Origin of the sequence: Frankia sp. CeD (assembly GCF_000732115.1) — a bacterium.
Lineage (GTDB): Bacteria > Actinomycetota > Actinomycetes > Frankiales > Frankiaceae > Frankia > Frankia casuarinae.
The window spans coordinates 117,530-138,703 of the sequence record NZ_JPGU01000009.1; the positions used below are offsets into that span (position 1 = coordinate 117,530).

Annotated in this window: 14 protein-coding genes and 4 pseudogenes; 10 read left to right on the forward strand and 8 right to left on the reverse strand. The window is 70.9% G+C overall.

The annotated features are described in order from the left end of the window. Positions 1–62: 62 nt before the first annotated feature. Genes miaA through miaB form a run of 3 tightly spaced genes read right to left on the reverse strand, consistent with a single transcriptional unit; the run spans position 63 to position 3,390 of the window. The gene (gene miaA / locus CED_RS08375; RefSeq protein ID WP_023840375.1) at positions 63–974 is read right to left on the reverse strand and encodes a tRNA (adenosine(37)-N6)-dimethylallyltransferase MiaA; all 912 of its coding nucleotides are present in this window, start codon (positions 972–974) and stop codon (positions 63–65) included. Then, the gene (locus tag CED_RS08380; protein ID WP_011437895.1) at positions 971–1,771 is read right to left on the reverse strand and encodes a class III extradiol dioxygenase subunit B-like domain-containing protein; all 801 of its coding nucleotides are present in this window, start codon (positions 1,769–1,771) and stop codon (positions 971–973) included. Before CED_RS08380 ends, miaA begins: the two co-directional genes overlap by 4 nt. Next, positions 1,768–3,390, reverse strand: coding sequence for a tRNA (N6-isopentenyl adenosine(37)-C2)-methylthiotransferase MiaB (miaB, locus tag CED_RS08385; protein ID WP_011437896.1), 1,623 nt, complete (start codon positions 3,388–3,390; stop codon positions 1,768–1,770). Before miaB ends, CED_RS08380 begins: the two co-directional genes overlap by 4 nt. A 409-nt stretch (positions 3,391–3,799) precedes the next feature. Here miaB and CED_RS08390 point away from each other — a divergent pair, with 409 nt between their 5' ends. From CED_RS08390 to CED_RS08405, 4 genes are all read left to right on the forward strand, one after another. Next, the gene (locus tag CED_RS08390; protein ID WP_035731554.1) at positions 3,800–4,534 is read left to right on the forward strand and encodes an amino acid ABC transporter ATP-binding protein; all 735 of its coding nucleotides are present in this window, start codon (positions 3,800–3,802) and stop codon (positions 4,532–4,534) included. A gap of 192 nt (positions 4,535–4,726) precedes the next feature. Continuing rightward, positions 4,727–5,683 (forward strand): glutamate ABC transporter substrate-binding protein, encoded by a 957-nt coding sequence (locus tag CED_RS08395; RefSeq protein WP_035731556.1) that lies wholly within the window; start codon positions 4,727–4,729, stop codon positions 5,681–5,683. 176 nt (positions 5,684–5,859) lie between these two features. Continuing rightward, positions 5,860–6,507 (forward strand): amino acid ABC transporter permease, encoded by a 648-nt coding sequence (locus tag CED_RS08400; RefSeq protein WP_049760978.1) that lies wholly within the window; start codon positions 5,860–5,862, stop codon positions 6,505–6,507. After that, the gene (locus tag CED_RS08405; RefSeq protein WP_035909666.1) at positions 6,504–7,385 is read left to right on the forward strand and encodes an amino acid ABC transporter permease; all 882 of its coding nucleotides are present in this window, start codon (positions 6,504–6,506) and stop codon (positions 7,383–7,385) included. The genes CED_RS08400 and CED_RS08405 overlap by 4 nt, the downstream gene beginning before the upstream one ends. Here CED_RS08405 and rny read toward each other — a convergent pair. From rny to CED_RS08425, 4 genes are all read right to left on the reverse strand, one after another. Further along, positions 7,331–9,271: a ribonuclease Y gene (gene rny / locus CED_RS08410; RefSeq protein ID WP_011437901.1), complete on the reverse strand. Its 1,941-nt coding sequence runs from the start codon at positions 9,269–9,271 to the stop codon at positions 7,331–7,333. The genes CED_RS08405 and rny overlap by 55 nt on opposite strands. Positions 9,272–9,614: 343 nt before the next feature. Next, on the reverse strand, positions 9,615–10,223 hold the full coding sequence (gene recX / locus CED_RS08415; protein ID WP_035909667.1) for a recombination regulator RecX: 609 nt from the start codon (positions 10,221–10,223) through the stop codon (positions 9,615–9,617). 3 nt (positions 10,224–10,226) lie between these two features. Beyond that, positions 10,227–11,264, reverse strand: a complete 1,038-nt coding sequence (recA, locus tag CED_RS08420; protein WP_035909669.1) for a recombinase RecA — start codon at positions 11,262–11,264, stop codon at positions 10,227–10,229. A gap of 166 nt (positions 11,265–11,430) precedes the next feature. Beyond that, positions 11,431–11,625, reverse strand: a complete 195-nt coding sequence (locus tag CED_RS08425; RefSeq protein ID WP_011437904.1) for a DUF3046 domain-containing protein — start codon at positions 11,623–11,625, stop codon at positions 11,431–11,433. Positions 11,626–11,782: 157 nt separating this feature from the next. On the opposite strand from CED_RS08425, the gene CED_RS08430 reads away from it, so the two are divergent. Further along, positions 11,783–16,486, forward strand: coding sequence for an ATP-dependent helicase (locus CED_RS08430; protein ID WP_084680741.1), 4,704 nt, complete (start codon positions 11,783–11,785; stop codon positions 16,484–16,486). On the opposite strand, the gene CED_RS08435 is transcribed toward CED_RS08430, so the two are convergent. Then, positions 16,464–17,015 carry an RNA polymerase sigma factor gene (locus CED_RS08435; RefSeq protein ID WP_011437906.1) on the reverse strand — a complete coding sequence of 184 codons (552 nt, stop codon included), beginning with the start codon at positions 17,013–17,015 and terminating at the stop codon, positions 16,464–16,466. The genes CED_RS08430 and CED_RS08435 overlap by 23 nt on opposite strands. A gap of 646 nt (positions 17,016–17,661) precedes the next feature. On the opposite strand from CED_RS08435, the pseudogene CED_RS22360 reads away from it, so the two are divergent. From CED_RS22360 to CED_RS08450, 5 genes and pseudogenes are all read left to right on the forward strand, one after another. After that, positions 17,662–18,506 (forward strand): annotated as a pseudogene (locus tag CED_RS22360) (lantibiotic dehydratase); the annotation flags it as partial. A gap of 216 nt (positions 18,507–18,722) precedes the next feature. Then, a complete protein-coding gene (locus tag CED_RS21450; RefSeq protein ID WP_160172377.1) occupies positions 18,723–19,556 on the forward strand; it encodes a thiopeptide-type bacteriocin biosynthesis protein in 834 nt (277 codons plus the stop codon). Continuing rightward, positions 19,553–20,323 (forward strand): annotated as a pseudogene (locus CED_RS26100) (lanthionine synthetase LanC family protein); the annotation flags it as partial. The gene CED_RS21450 and the pseudogene CED_RS26100, both read left to right, overlap by 4 nt. 163 nt (positions 20,324–20,486) lie before the next feature. Beyond that, a pseudogene (locus CED_RS26105) lies at positions 20,487–20,836 on the forward strand (protein-L-isoaspartate O-methyltransferase). Positions 20,837–20,912: 76 nt separating this feature from the next. Further along, positions 20,913–21,174: pseudogene (locus CED_RS08450) on the forward strand (site-specific integrase); the annotation flags it as partial.

The window sequence follows — 21,174 nt, forward strand, 5'->3', positions numbered from 1 at the left end:
ACCGGCGACGCCGCGCATTGGCGGCGGCCCGATCGACCCCGACCCGGTCGGCCGATCACCCGTCAGAGCGAACCCACCAGCCGTCGCACCTGGGTGACATCTGGTTGGTCCAACCAGGCTATCCGGTTATCCCGCCGGAACCAGGATCTTTGTCGACGGGCAAAGCGCCGCGTCGCCGTAATTGTGGCGAGCTTGGCCTGTTCGGCGGAGTCCATTGCGCCGTCGAACCAGGCCAGAACCTGGGCATATCCCAGTGCGCGAGACGCGGTTCGGCCTTCCCGCAGGCCGCATTCCACCAACCTTCGCACTTCGTCAGGAAAACCAGCACCCCACATTTTCTCCACCCGGTCCGCAATCCGTTGGTCGAGATCGGGGCGATCCACGCCGATCTGCACGACCTCATAGACCGAGCGGTGCTCCGGCAGGGTGGCCGTGAAGGTTCCGGTGAGCTCGACGACCTCCAGGGCACGCACGATCCGCCGGCCGTTGCTGGGCAGGATCGCCGCGGCGGCCTGCGGCGCCCGCGCGGCCAGCCGGTCGTGCAGCGCCGGGGCGCCGACGCGGGCCAGTTCCTCCTCCCACCGCGCCCGGACGCCCGGATCGGTCCCCGGGAAGGCAAGATTGTCAAGAACCGCGCGGACGTAGAGCCCGGAACCGCCGACCAGCACCGGAATGCGCCCGGCGGCGAGCAGGCCGTCGATTATCCGGCGGGCGTCCGCCTGGAAGCTCGCGACGTCCGCGGGATGCGTCACGTCCCACACGTCGAGCAGATGGTGGGGCACCCCGCGACGCTCCGCCTCGGGAACCTTGGCGGTACCGATGTCCATCCCACGGTAGAGCTGCATCGAGTCCGCGTTCACCACCTCGCCGCCGAGGGCGAGCGCGATCTCGATGCCGAGGTCACTCTTGCCGCCGGCGGTCGGCCCCACGACCGCCACCACCGGTCCCCGGCGCGGTTCCTCCTGCCCGTTCATCCTCGCTCGGCAACATCCCGTGTCCAGAGGGCAACCAGATAGCCGACACCATACGGCGCGTCGTCATACCGGAGGTCACTGTTCCATGACCCCGGGCCCAGGGACCCCGGGCCCGGGGACGCCGGGCCCGGGCCGTCCCGGGTCGCGGCGAGCAGGGCGCCGGCCAGGACCTGCCAGGACGCCCGGCCCGCGGCGAGCAGCTCCCGGGCCAACCCCGGGTCCAAGGCGAGCAGGCCGGCCGGATCCCCTGCGGCCAGCGCCGCGGCGGCGGTCGCGTCGAACGCCGCGGCCCGTGGGTCCAACCCGCCGGGAGCCTTCAGCGTGCGACAGGCCGAGCCGTCGCCCATCACGAGCAGGGCGAGGCGCTCCTGCGGAGCGGAGCCCGCGACCAGCCGCGATCCGAGTGCGACGGCCCCGTCCGGGGAGATCTCCGCGGGCACCCCGACGGCGGTGCGGGCGCCGGGCCAACCGACGACGCCCAGCAGCCAGGCGCCGATCGTGATCGACAACGGTAGAGCGGGCGACGACAGGACGGACGACGGCTCGGGGGCCGGCGCGGTCGGGCCAAGATCCACCCGGAGATCCACCCCGAAGCCGGCCAGCGACCCGGACGCGGCGGGGCCGTAGGACACCTCGGTCGCCGCGTCACCCACCACCACGATCGTGTCCGGCTCGGCGGCACACAGCAGGCGCACCGCGTCCACCGCGACGGCCCGCGCCTCGACCGGCTCACCACGGCCGACCTCGGGAACCAGCAACGGAGGATGAGGACAGACCGCGGCGGCGACGAGGGTCATCGACGTACCGGAGTACAGCAGGCGTCCGCGCCGGCCGACGCCGCGTCGGCCGACGCCGGGCCGACGGGATCGGGCGAGGACGGCCGCAGGGACGGGATGCCCAGGGTGACGATCGGCCGTCCGTCTGCCGGCTGCTGCGCGGCTGCCGCACCGCCACCGTCACCGTCACGCCCGAGCGCCCACGCGTCCCCCGCACGGGTCGCCCGGTGGGACCGCAGGGGGCCGTCGGCGGTGAGGTGATGGGGTGCTGCCCGCGTCACCACCGTCTCGACGACGTCGCCCGGGCGCACCGTAGGCGCGACCGCCACCGCGACCGCGGGCGCGGCGCCGCCCGCCCTCGGGCCCGAGCCGGTGGACGAGCTCGCGGCCTCGTCCGCGCGGAAGTGCACGAGCCGTCCGTCCCGAGCCCGGCCGGACATCCGGCCGGTGGCGCCGTCCTTGCGCCCCTCCCCCTCCGAGACCAGCACCTCGACCCGCCGGCCGACCAGGGCCCGGTTCTCCGCCCAGGAGATCTCGTCCTGCAGGGCCACCAGCCGGGTATACCGGTCGGCCACGGTCGCCCGGTCCACCTGGGCGTCCATGGTCGCTGCCGGGGTGCCCGGGCGAGGCGAGTACTGGAAGGTGAAGGCGCCGGAGAACCGGGCCGCCCGCACCACGTCGAGGGTATCGGCGAAGTCCGCCTCGGTCTCGCCAGGGAAGCCGACGATGATGTCGGTGGTGATGGCCGCGTCGGGCATGGCCGCCCGCACCCGCTCGACAATGCCGAGGAAACGGTCCCGACGGTACGAGCGGCGCATGCGGCGCAGCACGGTGTCCGACCCGGACTGCAACGGCATGTGCAGCTGGTGGCACACGTTCGAGGTGGTCGCCATGGCCTCGATGACGTCGTCGGTGAAGTCGCGCGGATGCGGTGAGGTGAATCGGACACGTTCGAGACCGTCGACGCGACCGCAGGCGGCCAGCAGCTTCGCGAAGGCACCGGGATCGCCCAGCGAGCGCCCGTAGGAGTTGACGTTCTGTCCCAGCAGTGTGATCTCCAGGGCGCCCTCCGCGACCAGGGCCTCGACCTCGGCGAGCACGTCGCCCGGCCGGCGGTCACGCTCGCGGCCACGCAGGCTGGGGACGATGCAGAAGGTGCAGGTGTTGTCACATCCCACGCTGATGCTGACCCAGGCCGAGTGATGGCTGGCCCGCCGGGTCGGCAGGGAGCTCGGGAAGACCTCCAGGGCCTCGGCGATCTCGACCTGGGCCGCCGCGTTGTGCCGCGCGCGCTCCAGCAGCACGGGCAGTCGGTGCAGGTTGTGCGTGCCGAAGACCACGTCAACCCAGGGCGCCCGGTCGAGGATCGCGGCCCGGTCCTTCTGGGCGAGGCAGCCCCCGACCGCGATCTGCATGCCCGGATGGCCCTTCTTCACCGGGACTAGCTGGCCGAGGTTGCCGTACAGGCGGTTGTCGGCGTTCTCCCGCACCGCGCAGGTGTTGAACACGACCACATCCGCCTCGCCGCCGGGATCGACCGGGGAGTAGCCGGCGGATTCCAGCAGCCCACAGAGCCGTTCGGAGTCGTGGACGTTCATCTGGCACCCGAACGTGCGGACCTCGTAGCTGCGGCCGTTCACCCGACCAGCCTACGGCGCGTGCACCGGGCCGTAGCCGGGTCCGGGGTCGAGTCTGGGGTCTGGGCTGGGTTGGGGTCTGGGCTGGGTTGGGGTCTGGGCTGGGTCCGGCGGGGACGGGATCGCGTCGCGGGCCGCCTCTCCTGCGGGGCCGGGACCCTCCCCGTCGGGAGCTGAGGCGCCCCACCCCGGCCTGGACACCGCCCGAGATATCAGGCAACACCCCGCTCGATATATTTGCATAGCTGCAGGGATACTATTCTCGAATGTTCCCGTCAGTGCGCCGAAATCCGCGCGAGACGACCGCTCCAGCTGTCGGCTCCACGACTGATCCGCGCGCCTGGCCGTTCCATCATGAGGCCGCCGGGACGCTCGGCCCAACACCACACCGCCATTGTGTCGGGAGGTCGACATGCCTTTGGTGACTCTGGAAGGCGTCGGGAAGTCGTTCGGCGACAACCGGGTCCTGGCCGACGTCGACCTGTCCGTCGAGGCGGGCGAGGNCGTCATCATCATCGGGCCCTCGGGGNCGGGGAAGTCGACCCTGTGCCGCTGCGTCAACCGGTTGGAAACGATCGACGAGGGCCGGATCCTCTTCGAGGGCCGTCCCCTGCCCACGGAGAGCCGTGAGCTCGCCCGGATGCGATCACGGGTTGGAATGGTGTTCCAATCGTTCAACCTCTTCGCGCACAAGACGGTGCTCGAGAACGTCACCCTGGGACCGGTCAAGGTCCTGGGGCACAACCGCTTGCAGGCCCGCGCCCGGGCCCAGGAACTACTGGAACGCGTGGGGATCGCCGACAAGGCGGACCGGTTGCCCCGCCAGCTCTCCGGCGGCCAGCAGCAGCGCGCCGCCATCGCCAGGGCGCTGGCGATGGATCCCGTGCTCATGCTCTTCGACGAACCGACCTCGGCGCTCGACCCAGAGATGATCTCCGAGGTGCTGGACGTGATGAGGTCGCTGGCCACCAGCGGCATGACCATGATCGTCGTCACCCACGAAATGGGATTCGCGCGCTCCGCCGCGGACCGGGTGGCCTTCATGGCGGACGGTCGCATCCTCGAGATCGCCCCGCCGGAGAGTTTCTTCGCCGCGCCGCGGACCGAGCGCGCCCGGGACTTCCTGGCCCGGGTCCTGCAGCACTGAACCTCCACCGACCCGACCCGGTCACGCCCACCGCCCACCGCGCCGCCGGCACCCGGAGGCACACCACCAGGCACGCACCACCAGCAGGCACGCACCACCAGAGGGACGCAGTTCCTCAGGGGGACACACACCACCCGACGCCAGATCACCTGCTCCGGACCCGCGGTCCGGAGCACTGCGAGAGGATCGGTCATGCGTACACCGTTCAGCCGGACGCGACGCCCCGCCGCCGGGCATCCCAACGGGAGCTCCGGCGGGATGTCACGCGAACGCCGCCGCAGGCGCGGCGGCGCGCTCCTCGCCGGCGCGACGCTGCTCGCCGCCCTCGGACTGAGTGCCTGTGGGAGCAGCGGCGATGACNCCTCGACNCCCNCCCCCTCGGTGACCTTCACCGCCGGCACCACCATGGCCCGGCTGCACGACGCCGGAAAGATCATCATCGGGACGAAGTTCGACCAGAACCTGTTCGGGCTGAAGAACCTCAGCGGCCAGCCCGAGGGCTTCGACGTCGAGATCTCGAAGATCGTCACGGATGCCCTGGGCATCCCGCGCGACAAGGTCTCCTACGTGGAGACAGTGTCGGCCAACCGTGAACCCTTCATCCAGCAGGGCCGGGTCGACCTCGTGGTGGCCACCTACACAATCAACGACAAACGAAAGAAGGTCGTCGACTTCGCGGGGCCGTACTACGTCTCCGGCCAGTCCATCATGGTCTCGAAGAACAACACCGACATCACCGGCAAGGACACCCTTGCCGGCAAGAAGGTGTGCTCGGTCAGCGGATCCACGCCGGCCGAGAACATCCGCCGGGTGGCGCCCACCGCCCAGCTCGTGCTGTTCGATGTGTACAGCAAGTGCGCCGACGCGTTGAAGAACGGTCAGGTCGACGCGGTCACCACGGACAAGGGCATCCTGCTGGGTCTCGTCGACAAGGACCCTGACGCCTTCAAGGTGGTGGGTGGCACCTTCACGAAGGAGCCCTACGGCATCGGCCTCAAGAAGGGTGACGACGCGTTCCGGAACTTCATCAACGACACGCTCGAGGCCGCTTACAAGGACGGGCGCTGGGAGAAGGCGTACACCTCGACCCTCGGCAAGGTGGAGCCGACCGTGCCCACTCCCCCGGCCGTCGACCGGTACACGTCCTGATCCGCTCCGCGGGTCGAGGGCCGTTGAGCGGCGGCCGTTGACCGGTAGCAGGTGATCGATATCAGGTGACCGGCACCGGCTGAACGGCATCCGCCGATCATCGCTCGGGGCACGACCGGTCGGCCTCACCCGCGCCGACCGGTCGTCCACCCGCCACCGCATGAGGGAGGACAGCGATCGACGCCGTCATCGACAACCTCGACATCTTCGCCGAGGGCTTCCGCCGGACGGTCGGGCTAAGCCTGTTCGCGTCCGTGGCTGCGCTGATCCTCGGTACCGTCCTCGCGGCGATGCGGGTCTCCCCCGTGCCCCCGCTGCGCTGGACCGGCACCGCCTACGTGCAGACGGTCCGCAACACCCCGCTGACCGTCGTGTTCTTCTTCGTGGTGTTCGTCCTGCCACAGCTGGACATCGTCTTCTCGTATTTCACGTTCGCGGTGGTCGCGCTCTCGATCTATCACGCCGCGCTGGTCTGCGAGGCGGTGCGTTCCGGGATCAATGGGGTCGACCTCGGTCAGGCCGAAGCGGCTCGTGCGCTGGGCCTGACCTTCTCCCAGACACTACGAATGATCATTCTTCCGCAGGCGTTCCGCAACGTGCTGCAACCGCTGGGCAGCGTGGTGAGCGCACTGATCCGCAACACCTCGATCGCCGCGGCGTTCGGCGTCCAAGAGCTGACCGGCATGGTCCAACGGCTCACGACCGCCAATCCGGACGCGGTGATCGCCGTGCTGCTCGGCGGCGTGGTGGCATACTTGATCCTCACCGTGGTGCTGGCAGCCGGGCTGTCCCTGGCCGAACGACGGGTGGCGAGGGCGCAATGAGCACCGAGATCATCCTGGCCGATCCACCGGGTCCGCGTGGTCGGCGTCGCATCCTGATCGCGAGCGTGGTGGCCGCCGCTGTCCTCGTCGGGCTGGTCACGCTGGCGGTGCTCCGCCTCGCCGACTCTGGCCAGCTCGACGGCAAGCGCTGGAGTGTCTTCGTCGATCAGCCGGCGCTACGCACCCTGCTGTGGAACGGGCTGCTCGACACGCTGCGCGCCGCGCTGACCGCGATGCTGTTCGCCTCGGCGGTGGGGACCCTGCTTGCCCTGGCCCGGCTGTCCCGGCGCCGGGCGGTACGCATCCCGGCCACGCTGCTGGTGGAGCTGTTCCGCAGCCTGCCCGTCCTGATGCTCATCCTGTTCGCCTACCTCGGTCTGCCGGCGCTCGGCTGGCGGCTCTCGGCGTTCTGGGCCCTGGTCATCGGGCTGACCGCCTACAACGGGGCGGTGCTCAGCGAGATCTTCCGCGCCGGGATCCAGTCGGTCGACCGGGGGCAGACGGAGGCCGCGGCGGCGGTCGGGCTGCGGCCGGTCCAGATCTTCCGCCTCATCCAGTTTCCCCAGGCGATCCGGCGGATGAGCCCGACGCTGGTGAGCCAGCTGGTGACGTTGCTCAAGGACACCTCGCTGGGCTACGTCATCGCCTACAGCGAGCTGCTGCGGTCGGGGCGCGGGGCGGTCGAGTATCTGGGCAGCAGGTACGCCCTGCCCATTTACACCGTCATGGCGGTGATGTACATCGTCACCAACGGGTTGCTGTCGCTGCTGGCCCGATGGCTGGACCGCAGCCAGGACCGCCGCCTCGGCGGCNGCGTTCCGGCTCAGCGGGCGGTGCCCACCGCACGGGTCTCGCGCACGACGGTCACCCGGATCTGACCCGGATAGGTGAGCTCCTCCTCGATCTGCCTGGCGACGTCCCGGGCGAGCAGATGGGCGGCGAGATCGTCGATCTCCTCGGGCACGACCATGACACGCACCTCCCGGCCGGCCTGCATGGCGAACACCTTGTCGACACCCGGACGGTCACCGGCGATCTGCTCGATGCGCTCGAGCCGTTTCACATACGACTCCAGGCTGTCGCGGCGGGCGCCAGGCCGGCCACCGGAGATCTGGTCGGCGGCCTGGGTCAGCACCGCGCAGATCGAGCGGGGNGCGACCTCGTTGTGATGGGCCTCGATCGCGTGCACGACCTGCTCGTCCTCACCGTAGCGACGGGCCACATCCGCCCCGATCAACGCGTGAGAGCCCTCGATCTCGTGGGTGAGCGCCTTGCCGAGGTCGTGCAGCAGAGCCGCTCGTTTCGCGAGTGGAAGCGGCATGCGCAGCTCGGCGGCCATGATTCCGGCGAGGTGGGCGCTTTCGATCAGGTGCGCGAGCACGTTCTGGCCGTAGCTGGTTCGGTAACGCAACTGGCCCAGCAGGTTAACCAGCTCGGGGTGCATCTCGGAGATGCCGGTCTCAAGCAGGGCGTCCTCGCCCGCCCGCACGCACCGCTCGGCCACCTCGAGCTGGGCGCGGGCGTACTCCTCCTCGATGCGGTGCGGATGGATCCGGCCGTCGGACACCAGAGCCGCCAGCGTGATGCGACCGACCTCGCGACGCACCGGATCGAAGCAGCTCAGCAGCACCGCCTCGGGCGTGTCGTCGATGAGCACGTTGACCCCGGTGACGGACTCGAAAGCCCGAATGTTGCGCCCCTCCCGCCCGATGATCCTGCCCTTCATCTCATCGCCGGGAAGATGCAGGACCGTCACGACGGACTCGGTGGTCTGGTCGGACGCGACCCGTTGGATGGCGGTGGTCACGATCCTGCGGGCGCGTTCCTCACCCTCCTCCTCGGCCCGGGCCTCGATCTCGCGGACCGTCAGCGCCGCCTCCCGCCGGGCCTCCTGCTCGATGACGGCGATCAGCTCTCCCCTGGCCTGCCCGGCGGTGAGCCCGGCCACCTGCTCCAGCGCGGCATGACGGGCACGTTCGAGGTCGGCCACCTCGGCCGTCCGACGGGTCAGGTCGTTCTCCCGGTCGAGCAGGTCGCGGTCGCGGTCCGCCAGCCGGCGACCATGATCGTCGAGGCTGGCCATCCGGTCCTCGACGCGCTGTTCCCGGGCGGCTATCGCAACCTCCCGGCTCTGCAGTTCCGTCCGCCAGGCCTGCTGCTCACCGTCGAACGCCGCCCGAGTCGCGGCGATCTCGGTCCGGGCGGCCTCCTGCTCGGCGCGGACGGACTCTCTCGCCGCGGCCTGGACTCGCGAGGTTTCGACCGCCGCCTCGGCGAGCATCCGCTCGCGCAGTAGGGCGACATCCTCCTCGCCGCGCCGCCGGATCTCGGCGGCATCCCGCTCAGCCCGCGCCAACCGTTCCGCCGCCTCCCGTTCGGCTCGGGCCACAATCTGCGCCGCCTCCTCCGCGCTACCACCATGAGCCGCGCGGAGGCCGCCGTCGGAGCGACCGGCGGTCACCGCCGAATCCCCGGTCCGCGCGGCGGTGCCGTCCCGATCGGCGGGTGAGTCGGCGTCCGTCGTGGCCGGAGCACCGGAACCCTCCCAGGGGGCGGGCAGGACCCGGACCGTCGGCTCCTCGTCAAAGTCCGCCGGACCCGTCACGTCCCCGACGCCCCGGGCGGCCGGGGTTCGGGGCACCACCGGAGCGGGGTCGGGTACCTTGTCGACCCGGGTCGCCCGGACCAACCGCGCCACGGCGAGGATCAGAACGCTCAGGACAACAAGTACGAGTGACAACAGGACGACGAGGACGCCCTCCATCGCTGCTCCCTCCGCTTCCGTCGGACCCGCACAGGCGGGCTGGAGCGGCGAAGGACCCTCGTCTCGGCACGATCACAGCCGTAGAGGGGCAGCACGCGGATTACGCCATTGCGATATGGAGCCCGGACGGCCTCCCGAACCGGCCAATCCAACGTCGACCGGCCGGCGGGCATACCGCCTTCGAGCACCCACGCGCAGCGGCTGCCTCCGTGTGAGTTGGACGAGCTATCAAGACCGCGTCGCCGCGGGAGTCCTGTCACCTTTCAAGAAAGACTAGGTCTCGCACAATCCCTGGTCAAGAAATAAGGGCACATTGACGGCCCAGGCTCAATCTCCCCACCACTCACACCGAGCCGTCGTCTTCGTCGCCATCGACCACCCAGCCCATCCGACCTCCGCCGTCGGGCCCCTGAGCGACCTGCTCGCTCACGACCCGGACCGCCAGTTCGACCGGATAGCCCTTTCGGGTCAGCATGGCGAGGAGCCTTCGGGTACGAACCTGCTCGGGCAGGCGGNCCATCGACCGCAGCCGACGAAGGACGAGCTCGCGGGCGCTCTCCTCCTCGTCGTCCGCTCCGACCAGCGCCATGGCGGCCTCGACGGTGTCCGGATCCACTCCCCGCTTACGCAGCTCTGTGGCCAGGGCCTGCCTACCCAGCCCACGACGGGCCCGAGCGGAGGAGACGAAGGCGGCAGCGAAGGCCTCGTCGTCGATTAGACCGACGGCGGCCAACCGGTCGAGGACCACAGCGGCGATCTCATCGGTGACCCCCCGTCGCCGCATGGTCGCCGCAAGCTCCGCTCGGCTCCTCGCTCTGGTCGCCAGCTGATGCAGACAGATCTCCCGCGCGACCGAGATCGGATCCTTCGGCCGCGGCCCCCCGTCCACCACGACCACCGTCCGGGCGAATGACGGACCGGCCGCGGCATTCCCCGGATCTGCTCCTGCCATCGGCTACAGATCGACCGGAACGGGCGCCACGGCATCGGATTCGAGACTGGGCAGGATGCCGAGCTTCTCCTTGATCTTCTTTTCGATCTCGTTGGCCAGATCGGGGTTGTCCCGCAGAAAAGACCGGGCGTTCTCCTTGCCCTGGCCGAGCTGATCGCCGTCGTAGGTGTACCAGGCACCGGACTTACGAATAATGCCGTGCTCGACACCCATGTCGATCAGGGAACCCTCCCGACTGATACCGCCTCCGTAGACGATGTCGAATTCGGCGGTCCGAAACGGCGGCGCCACCTTGTTCTTCACCACCTTGACGCGGGTCCGGTTACCCACGGCCTCCGTGCCGTCCTTGAGAGTTTCGATACGACGGACATCGAGGCGCACCGACGCATAGAACTTCAGTGCCTTACCACCGGTCGTGGTCTCCGGGGAGCCGAACATCACCCCGATCTTCTCGCGCAACTGGTTGATGAAGATCGCGGTCGTACCGGAGTTCGCCAGCGCCGCGGTCATCTTGCGCAGGGCCTGGGACATCAGGCGGGCCTGGAGGCCGACGTGACTGTCCCCCATCTCGCCCTCGATCTCGGCCCTCGGGACCAGCGCGGCCACCGAGTCGATGACGATGATGTCCAGCGCGCCAGACCGGACGAGCATGTCCGCGATCTCCAACGCCTGCTCGCCGGTATCAGGCTGGGAGACCAGCAGACCGTCGGTGTCGACGCCGAGCTTTCCCGCGTACTCGGGGTCGAGCGCGTGCTCGGCGTCGATGAACGCCGCGATACCACCAGCCGCCTGCGCGTTCGCCACCGCGTGCAGGGCGACGGTCGTCTTCCCGGACGACTCCGGGCCGTAGATCTCAATGATGCNCCCCCGCGGCAGCCCGCCGATGCCGAGCGCGACATCCAGAGCAATCGAACCGGTGGGGATGGCCTGGACCGGCGGCCTGGTGTCGTCCCCCAACCGCATGACCGATCCCTTGCCGAACTGCTTGTCGATCTGCGCCAAGGCGTTATCCAACGCCTTCTCACGGTCGAGTCCTGCCATTGGAGTTACTCCATGCTGAGGTCGTCGAGTCTTGGCCACGAGGATGACGTTAGGCCGTGGGTCCGACAGTTTCGAGAGTCGAGGATGATCTGTGGACAAGTAGCCGCACGAGGACGACTCTAGACGAACATGCGTTCGACGACCCGACGACACGCCGGACGGTGGCTCAGCGCTCCCGCGCCGGCACATCGAACTCCTCGCACACGGCCCGCCAGACGGTCTTGGCATCGTCACCACGGGCCAGGGCCACCTCGACCGTCGCGCCACCGAGACCGGGCAGCACATGATCACGCGCAAACGACTCCGCGTACGCGGAACCGAACCGTGTGTTCATCTTCGCCCAGAACTCGGTCAACCGCACTTCGCCAGTGTGCACCGTCCGGACGGGACGGGACCACCCAAGGGGGTCCTGGTCGGGGATCCCCACCGGGGGTCCCCACCGGCGGAACCGCGGCCACGGGAAGCACGACCGCGGGAAGCACGACCGGGTCGAGGCCGGGCCCCACGGCGGGCCCGTCATGAACCACACCGGCGGAAGGTTGTCGGTCCCTCGACGCAGACTGGTCAACGTGCCCAGCTTCGCTTCCCCCGATCCGCCGGATCCGCTCACGGCGTTCTCCGCCCCGACCCGGAGCTGGTTCGGCGCNGCCTTCACCGCCGCGACCCCCGCCCAGCGGGGCGCGTGGGAGGCGATTCGCACCGGCGGCAACGCGCTGGTCGTCGCACCCACGGGTTCGGGGAAGACACTGGCCGCCTTCCTGTGGTCGCTGGACACCCTGGCCCGCTCGGCGCCGCCGGCCGAGCCCACCCGGCGCTGCCGGGTGCTGTACGTCAGCCCACTCAAGGCGCTGGCCGTCGACGTCGAACGGAACCTGCGGGCACCGCTCGCGGGGATACGCTCCGCCGCGCAACGGCTCGGTCTGCCCCAGCCGGACGTGACCGTGGGTCTGCGGTCGGGCGACACCCCCGCCGCCGAACGACGCGGTTTCGGCACCCGGCCCCCCGACGTCCTGATCACCACCCCGGAGTCGCTCTTCCTCATCCTCACCAGTGCCGCGCGGGAGTCGCTGCGCGGCGTCCGGACAGTGATCGTCGACGAGGTCCACGCGGTGGCGGGCACCAAGCGCGGCGCCCACCTCGCGCTGAGCCTGGAGCGTCTGGACGCCCTGCTGGACACCCCGGCCCAGCGGATCGGCCTGTCCGCCACGGTGCGGCCGGTCGAGGAGGCCGCCCGATTCCTGGGCGGAACGGCCCCGGTGGCGGTAGTCCGCCCGCCCGCGGCCAAGACCCTCCAGATCGACGTCGTGGTGCCGGTCGAGGACATGACCCAGCTCGGCGGACAGCTCCTCGACGGGTCCCCGGACGGCTCGGCGGCCTCCGCCCCGCACCGAGCGTCGATCTGGCCGGCGGTCGAGCAGCGTGTCCTCGACCTCGTGTTGGCTCATTCCGCCAGCATCGTCTTCGCCAACTCGCGCCGGCTCGCGGAGCGACTCTGCGCCCGGCTGAACGAGCTGTACGCCGAGCGGCTCGCCGCGGCCACCGCCGCGGACGAATCCGTGGCCGGGGACGGGCCGGGGGAAGCCGGCCGGACGTCCCCCGCGGCGCTGATGGGCGCCTCGGGCCAAGGCGGCGGCACGGCGGGCTGGCCGGAGATCGCGCGGGCCCACCACGGCAGCGTGAGCCGCGAGCAACGGGCCGGAATCGAGGAGGATCTCAAGGCTGGCCGGCTGCCCGCGGTCGTCGCGACCTCCAGCCTGGAACTCGGCATCGACATGGGAGCCGTCGACCTGGTCGTGCAGATCGGGTCCCCGCCGAGCGTCGCCGCCGGGATGCAGCGCACCGGCCGCGCGGGCCACCAGGTCGGCGCCGCCAGTCGCGGCGTCATCATCCCGAAGCATCGCAGCGACCTGCTCGAATGTGCCGTGGTCGCCGAGCGGATGCGCTCGGGGGCGATCGAGCGGCTGCGGTACCCGCGCAACCCCCTCGACGTGCTGGCGCAGCAGATCGTGGCAATGACGGCGATGGAGGACTGGCACGTTGACGAGCTCGGCGCGCTGGTCCGGCGCACCGCGACGTTCGCGACGCTGCCGACCTCCGCCTTCGAGGCGGTCCTGGACATGCTCGCCGGCCGCTACCCCTCCGACACGTTCGCCGAGCTGCGCCCCCGCATCACCTGGGACCGCGTCACCGGGATCCTCACCGCCCGCCCGGGCGCCCAGCGGCTCGCCGTGACCAGCGGAGGCACCATTCCCGACCGGGGCATGTTCGGCGTCTTCCTCGTCGGGGAGCGCTCCAGCCGGGTCGGGGAACTCGACGAGGAGATGGTCTACGAGTCGCGGGTCGGCGACGTGGTGCTCCTCGGCTCATCCAGCTGGCGCATCGAGGAGATCACCGCCGACCGGGTCCTGGTGACGCCGGCTCCGGGACGGCCCGGCCGGCTCCCCTTCTGGCATGGCGACGCCCCAGGCCGACCCGCCGAACTCGGCCGCGCGCTCGGCGCGTTCCTGCGCGAGATCACCAGGTTGCCGGCGCAGGCGGCGGCCGACCGCGTCCGGGCCGCCGGCCTCGACGATCGGGCCACCGCCAACCTGCTGCGCTACCTCGACGAGCAGAAGGCTGCCGTCGGCCGTCTCCACGACGATCGGACGATCGTCGTGGAGCGTTTCCGGGACGAGATCGGCGACTGGCGCCTGGCGGTGCACTCCCCGTTCGGTGCTCCGGTGAACGCGCCCTGGGCGCTCGCCCTGGGCGCCCGGCTGCGCGAGCGGTACGGGGTCGACGTCCAGATCATGCACACCGACGACGGCATCGTCGCCCGGATCCCGGATGCCGCCGAGCCGCCCGGCGCCGATCTCGCGCTGTTCGAGCCGGACGAGATCGACGCGATCGTACGGGCGGAGATCGGGAGCAGCGCCCTGTTCGCCAGCCGGTTCCGCGAGTGCGCCGGGCGGGCCCTGCTGCTGCCCCGCCGGACCCCGGGGCGGCGGACCCCGCTGTGGCAGCAGCGCCAGCGCAGCGCAGCGCTGCTGTCCGTCGCCGCGACGTTCGCCAGCTTCCCCGTCGTGCTGGAGACCATGCGAGAGTGCCTGCAGGACGTGTTCGACGTTCCGGCGCTCGCGGAGCTGATGCGCGAGGTGTCGGCCCGCACGCTGCGGGTGGTGGAGGTGGAGACGCCGTCCCCGTCTCCGTTCGCCTCCGCCCTGCTGTTCGGCTACGTCGCCGCCTTCATGTACGACGGGGACGTACCGTTGGCCGAACGCCGGGCGCAGGTGCTGTCGCTGGACAGCTCCCTGCTGGCCGAGCTCCTCGGCGAGGCGGACCTGCGGGAGCTGATCGATCCAGCGGCGCTCGCGCAGGTCGCCGCCCAGCTCACGCGGCTCGCCCCGGACCGCCACGCCCGCGATGTCGAGGGAGTGGCCGACCTGCTGCGAATGCTCGGTGACCTCACGACCGAGGAGGCGGTCGCCCGGGGTGCCNCCCCGGGCTGGCTCGCCGAGCTCGAACAGACCCGCCGGGCCCTGCGGGTCCGTATCGCCGGCGAGGAGCGGTGGGTCGCGATCGAGGACGCCGGCCGGCTGCGCGACGCCCTGGGCGTACCGCTGCCGGTGGGAGTTCCCGACGCCNTCACCGAACCGGTGCGTGACCCTCTCGGCGACCTGATCTCCCGCTATGCCCGTACCCACGGACCGTTCGACACCGAGGAACCGGCCGCCCGGCTGGGGCTGGGCACGGCGGTGGTCGCCGGTGTCCTGGACGGGCTGGTCCGCAGCGGCCGCCTCGTCCGCGGTGAGCTGCATCCCGACCGCGGCGGTGAGCAGTGGTGCGACGCGGGCGTGCTGCGGGCGCTGCGACGACGCAGCCTTGCCGCCCTGCGCAAGGAGGTCGAGGCGGTGCCGCCCCGGACCCTCGGTGCCTTCCTGCCGGCCTGGCAGTCGGTCACCAGCGGACGTGGCCGGGGGGTGGACGGTGTGCTGCGCGCCGTCGAGCAGCTGCAGGGCGCGCTGATCCCGGCGAGCGCATGGGAACAGCTCGTCCTCCCGGCCCGCGTCGCCGACTACTCACCGACGATGCTCGACGAGCTGTGCTCCGCCGGCGAGGTGCACTGGGCTGGCGCCGGCGGGCTGCCCGGGGACGACGGCTGGTTGACCCTGGTCCTCGCCGACACCGCGCCCCTGCTGCTGCCTCCGCCCGACCCGGAGATCGCCTCGGGTCCGCTGCACACCGCGATTCTCGACGCGCTCACCGGCGGGGCGGCCCTGTTCTTCCGGGCGCTGTCCGACCGGATGGGCTCGCTCGACGACACGGCGCTCGCTACCGCGCTCTGGGATCTCGTCTGGGCGGGGCGGGTAACCAACGACACCCTCGCCCCGCTGCGTGCCCTGCTGGGTTCCGCCGGCCGTCCGTACCGTGCCCCCCGTCCCCGGGCGGCACGGTACGGACGGCCGGCGATGCCGCGGCGGGCCGGCCCCCCGACGGCCGCCGGCCGCTGGTCGCTGCTGCCCGAGCGGGACACCGACCCGACCCGGCGCGCCCACGCGCTGGCCGAGGCGCTGCTCGAGCGCCACGGCATCGTCACCCGCGGCGCGGTGACCGGCGAGCGGCACCCGGGCGGGTTCGCCGGGGTCTACCGGGTCCTCAGCGCCTTCGAGGACGCCGGCCGCGCCCGCCGGGGCTACTTCGTCGAGTCCCTGGGCGCGGCCCAGTTCGCCGTCCCGGGAGCGGTCGATCGGCTGCGCTCCATCGCCGCGGCACAGCGGGACGCCGAGGCGGCCCCGGCCTGGGCGCAGCCGGCGGCCGGCCCACCGAGCTCATCGTCCGCGCAGGCCGTCGTCCTGGCCGCGGCCGATCCGGCCAACCCGTTCGGTGCCGCGCTGCCCTGGCCGACCCGACCGGGGGATGACGCGGACGGCGCCGCCGGCCACCGGCCGGGGCGCAAGGCGGGCGCGATGGTCGTCATCATCGACGGGGAACTCATCCTCTACGTGGAACGCGGGGGCCGTTCCCTGCTGTCATGGACCGAGGACGACCATCGGATGGCCCCGGCGGTGGAGGCGTTGGCCCGCGCCGTGCGGGACGGCCTGCTCGGCAGGCTCACGGTGGAGAAGGCGGACGGCCAGACGATCGTCGGCAGCACCCTGGGTGCCGCCCTGGAGCGCGCCGGTTTCCACCCGACCCCGCGGGGCCTGCGGCTGCGGAGCATCAGTTCCGAGAGAAGGAAATAAGACGGGCACGTCCGCGGGTGAACGCTCCCTCGGCCGCCTTGAGACTGATCTCCAGATCCGCGGCCGCCTCCCGGGTACTCTTCCCGGCCGCCCGAGCCATGATCACCTCACGCTCCCGGCCCTGCAGTCCCCCGGCCCGGGCCAGCAGCCAGCGGGCTTCCGCACGGTCACAGACGGCGTCGTCCGGGGCCGGCTCCCACGGCTGCAGATAGCCGCGCACGACCGCCCGCTCCGCACGCTGACGAGCTCTATGGTGATCAACGCAGAGACGTAGCACCGTCGTCGTCAGAAACTGCCCGACCCGGCTCGCGTCGAGATCCCGAAATCCGGCGGCGCGGATGAATGCCTCGTGTACGCAGTCCTCCGCGTCGGCCTTGCTCGGCAACCGCCTACGGGCTATGTGGATGAGCCGATCACGGTGCGGGAGCATCAGCGACCAGCGCTGCTGGCTGTATGGCCGGTCCAGCTCGACCACGGGCGCAGCGGATACAAAATCAACCGAGGGCGTGTCCCCGGCAGGGCATGTCACGGTTTGCTCCACCTGTCATGCTCAGACCGCGCCACCCCCCAGCACGATCGCCTACCTTCCCGGAGCGCGCCAGCACCGAGAACCGCGATGTGCCTTGGTCAGTTGGACCCGCTGCTTGCCAGAACAGCGGACTAGGACAAGGCGGACATTACCATCCGCTCCCGGGTAGGCCAGCAGCGGCATATCCCGGTGGGCGACGTACCCGCCCGATCGATACGCACCGTGTTATCGCCTGGCCGTGACCCGAGCTTATCGAGAGCCGCATTGGCGCCATCAACCGGTCAGTACACCGCCAAAACGGGCGAGATAATGACGTTCTGCTTCGTAAGCTCTTATGGAGTCACTCGCCCTCGGTCACTGTGGGTACACGAAGGAACTGGGCGGAACGTCTCGACGACCTACCCGATGGCGCTACCCGGTCTGGTACACGACGCCTGATACACGACACGAGGTACGACAGCCCGTCCCCGCTGTCGGGTGTCATCGAAGATTTTAGTATGACATCCTATTTTCGGCCTAGATTTCAATAGGAAGCCAAAGGTTTTACTAGCTGACCCGGTTTGGTGACGGCACGGCGCGGTGCAGGCCCGGAGCGGGAGCCGTTCAGGTGCGACTGCGTGGGTATCCGGTGGGGTATCGCGGGAGCGTGCTGCCCACGCCGCCACCGGGGATCTCCGAGCGCGACGAGCGGCTGCTGGTGCTGACCTGGCAGGCGATGGCCGACGGCACCCGCGAGATCATCCTGACCGACGACGTGATCGGCGAGCTGACCGGCGAAACGTTTGACGACCGGTACATCCCGCCACACGTAGAGTTGTCCGCCCGCATCCACGCCGCCACCACCCAAGCACTGGATCGGGGCGACTTCCTGCTCACCGTCGCGCCCGCCCGCTCCGCCGGCACCCTCACCAGCCGGTTCACCCCGACGGCCACCGGGTCCGGCCTGGCGCGGGCGTACCGGGCACTGCCCGCCGCCACCGCCGGGGCGCTGCGGGTGCAGATGTCCTTCGGGCCGCTGTACCCGCACGCGGAGAACGTCTGCCGCGTCCCGGCCTACCTCGACCACGTGCTCCCGCTGGGCGAACACCGCCAGCCCGGCGACGACAGCCTGCTCACGATGGACGACCTGGCCATCACCGCGACCCGCGACCGGCTGCACCTGGTCAGCATCTCGCGTCGTCAAGTGGTTGAGCCGCAGGTGTTCCACGCGCTCGCACGGGACAAACAGCCCCCGCCGCTGGCCCGGTTCCTGGCACACCTGCCAGGGCGTTCTCCGCCGCCTGGTACCAGTTCGATTGGGGACCGCGCGTCCGGCTGCCGTTCCTGCCACGGGTGCGCTACCGGCGCACCGTCCTGTCCCCGGCCCAGGGGCGGCTTGCCCCCCGACGACCTCCCACCCGGCCAGGCCGGTCCCGGCCAGTGGAGGCAGGTACTCGACCGGTGGCGGCGCCGCTGGGACTGCGCTGGGACTGCCCTGACGTGGTCGAGCTCCGCGACGCGGACCGCACGCTGCGCCTCACCCTCAACGAGCCCGCCCACGCCACCCTCCTGCACGCCCACCTCAAACGGCACGGCCAGGCGATCCTGTACGCGGCCACCCCGGCGGCCGACTACGGGTGGATCGACGGCCACGCCCACGAAATCGCGCTGCCCCCGGTCACCATCTGCCCCGCTGCACCCGGCCCGCTGCACGGCCTCCTACCCGTCGTGACGAACACACACGGGCACCTGCCCGGCGCCCCGGACGCCACCTGGCTCTCGGCGAAGCTGTTCACCCATCCCGAACGGATCGGCGAGATCGTCGCCGAGGCGCTTCCCGGCCTGCTGGCCACGCTCGACACACCCGCGTGCTGGTGGCTGCGATACCGCAGCCGACAGGAGACAGACCACCTGCGCCTGCGGCTGCGCACTACCCCCGACTGTTATGCGCAGTACTCGAACGCGGTCGGGGAGTGGGCGCAGCGGATGCGCCAAGCAGGACTGGCCGGGCGGCTGGTGATCGACACCTACTCCCCGGAAGTCGGCCGCTACGGGCATGGCGAGGCACTGGACGCCGCGGAGAACGTCTTCGCCGCCGACTCCGCCACCATGGCCGCCCTGCTGCGGCACCAGCCCACCACCGAGGTCGACCTCGGGCTGGTGGTGGCGAACATGGTAGGCATCGTCAGCGGGTTCTTCGGCGATCCCAACGAGGCGATGGACTGGCTGGCCGCCCGGCCGGCCCCGGCTGCCGCTGCGGCCCTCGACCGGGCGGTGGCCGAGCGAGCGACCCAGCTCGCCACCGACCCGGCCGGGCTGTGGTCGCTGTCCGGCTGGACCATCGACATCGGGCCGGCGTGGGACAACCGCGCCGACGCGCTGGCCAGCTACCACAAGGCGCTGCCACCGGAGGCGAACACCGACGTGGTGCCGGAGTCGCTGCTGCACATGCACCACAACCGGGCCGTCGGCATCAACCGGGACAGCGAACGCNCCTGCCGCCGCCTGGCCCGGCAAGCCGCGCTCACCTGGCGAGCCCGCCGTAGCAGTGGTGCCCGGTGACCTACACCGACCCGTACACGCCACCGCCCGAGCACCATCCCGCACCCGGCGGGGGTCAATCCCTGGCAGACGGGGCCGCCGGGCTGGCGCTGCTGCACATCGCCTATGCCCGCGCCGGGATCGGAGACTGGGCCACCGCCCACCAATGGGTCAAGGCCATGACCGCCGAACCCGTGGCCGCGGACACGGGCGCCGGCCTGTACCGGGGCGCCCCGGCGGTCGCATTCGTGCTGCGCACCGCCGGCCAGCCCGTCTACACCGGCGCACTGCACACCCTCGACGAGCACATCGCCGCGATCACTTGCACCCGCCTGGAGGCAGCGCACGAGCGGATCGACCGCGGCGAACTGCCCGCGCTGTGGGAGTTCGACCTGATCAACGGGCTGACCGGACTCGAATGGGTCAACGCCGCCGCCGACCAGCCGGGTCCGCAACGCCCGTCCTGGTGCTACGGCGCCCCCGGCCTGGCCCGCGCCCGCCACCTGACCGCCCAGGCACTGGACACCCCGAACAGGGTGGCCGACGCCAAGGCCACGCTCGTCGCGTGTCTCACCGACGAGGCTCAACTCGCCCAACTCGGCGACGACTCGCTGTGCCACGGCTGGGCCGGGCTGGTGCACGTCTCCCGCCGGATACTCGCCGACACCGAACCCGGCGGCGAATTCGCCGAGGTCCTGTCCCGGTTGGAACACCGCTGGCGTCACCGCCGCGCCCAGGCGGCCCGAAAACTATCGGAGGTGAGGGGGATGCTGGAAGGCGACGCCGGAATCGCGCTCACCGATCTGCCGCCGGGCACCGGATGGGACGCCTGCCTGCTCACCGTCCCGCCCACGGCCGGACCAACGCACTCGCCCGTATCCGCAAGTACACACACGAAGGAACCGGATGACCAACGCCNCCAGCNCCCGCCCCGAGGACCTGCGCGAGCAGATGATCAGCAACATCCGCACCGCTGGTCACCTGCGCTCCGAGCGCATCGAGCAGGCGTTTCGGGCCGTTCCCCGGCACCGGTTCGTTCCCGCGGCCTCGGTCGAGGAGGCGTACGCCAACAAGGCGATCACCATCAAGCCCGGCGCAGNCCGGCCCGCCAGTTGCATCTCCGTGCCGACCGTGGTGGCGATGATGCTCGGTCAGCTCGAACTGACCACGCCCGCCGCGCCCTGGCCGAGACCAGCTACGACCGAGTGCGGGTGGTCACCGGCGACGGCGCCATCGGCGACGCGGACCACGCCCCCTACGACAAGATCATCGTTACGGAACTGTTGACCGGACTTTCCTGAGGTCGAACGGCGTGTCGTAGGGCAGGGTCGGACAGGTCGGAACAGTCTGCATCTCTCTGATCTTGGAGGGTGCTGGGTGTTTGAGGACAGCGATCATCGGGTGATCGAGGCGATCCGGCTTCCGCTGTGGGGAAGCGTGGTCGCGTCCGACGGCGTGGTGCCGTGGAGGCTGGTCGACGGCCTCGGTGAGCCGGTCGAGCCGGTCGAGGTCTTCCTACGGGACTTCGTCGCGCAGGGCCGGTCGGCGAACTCGGTGCGCAGCTATGCGCTGGCGTTGCTGCGGTGGTGGCGGTTTCTGGTCGCGGTTGGAGTGGCCTGGGACCGGGTGAGTCCGGCGG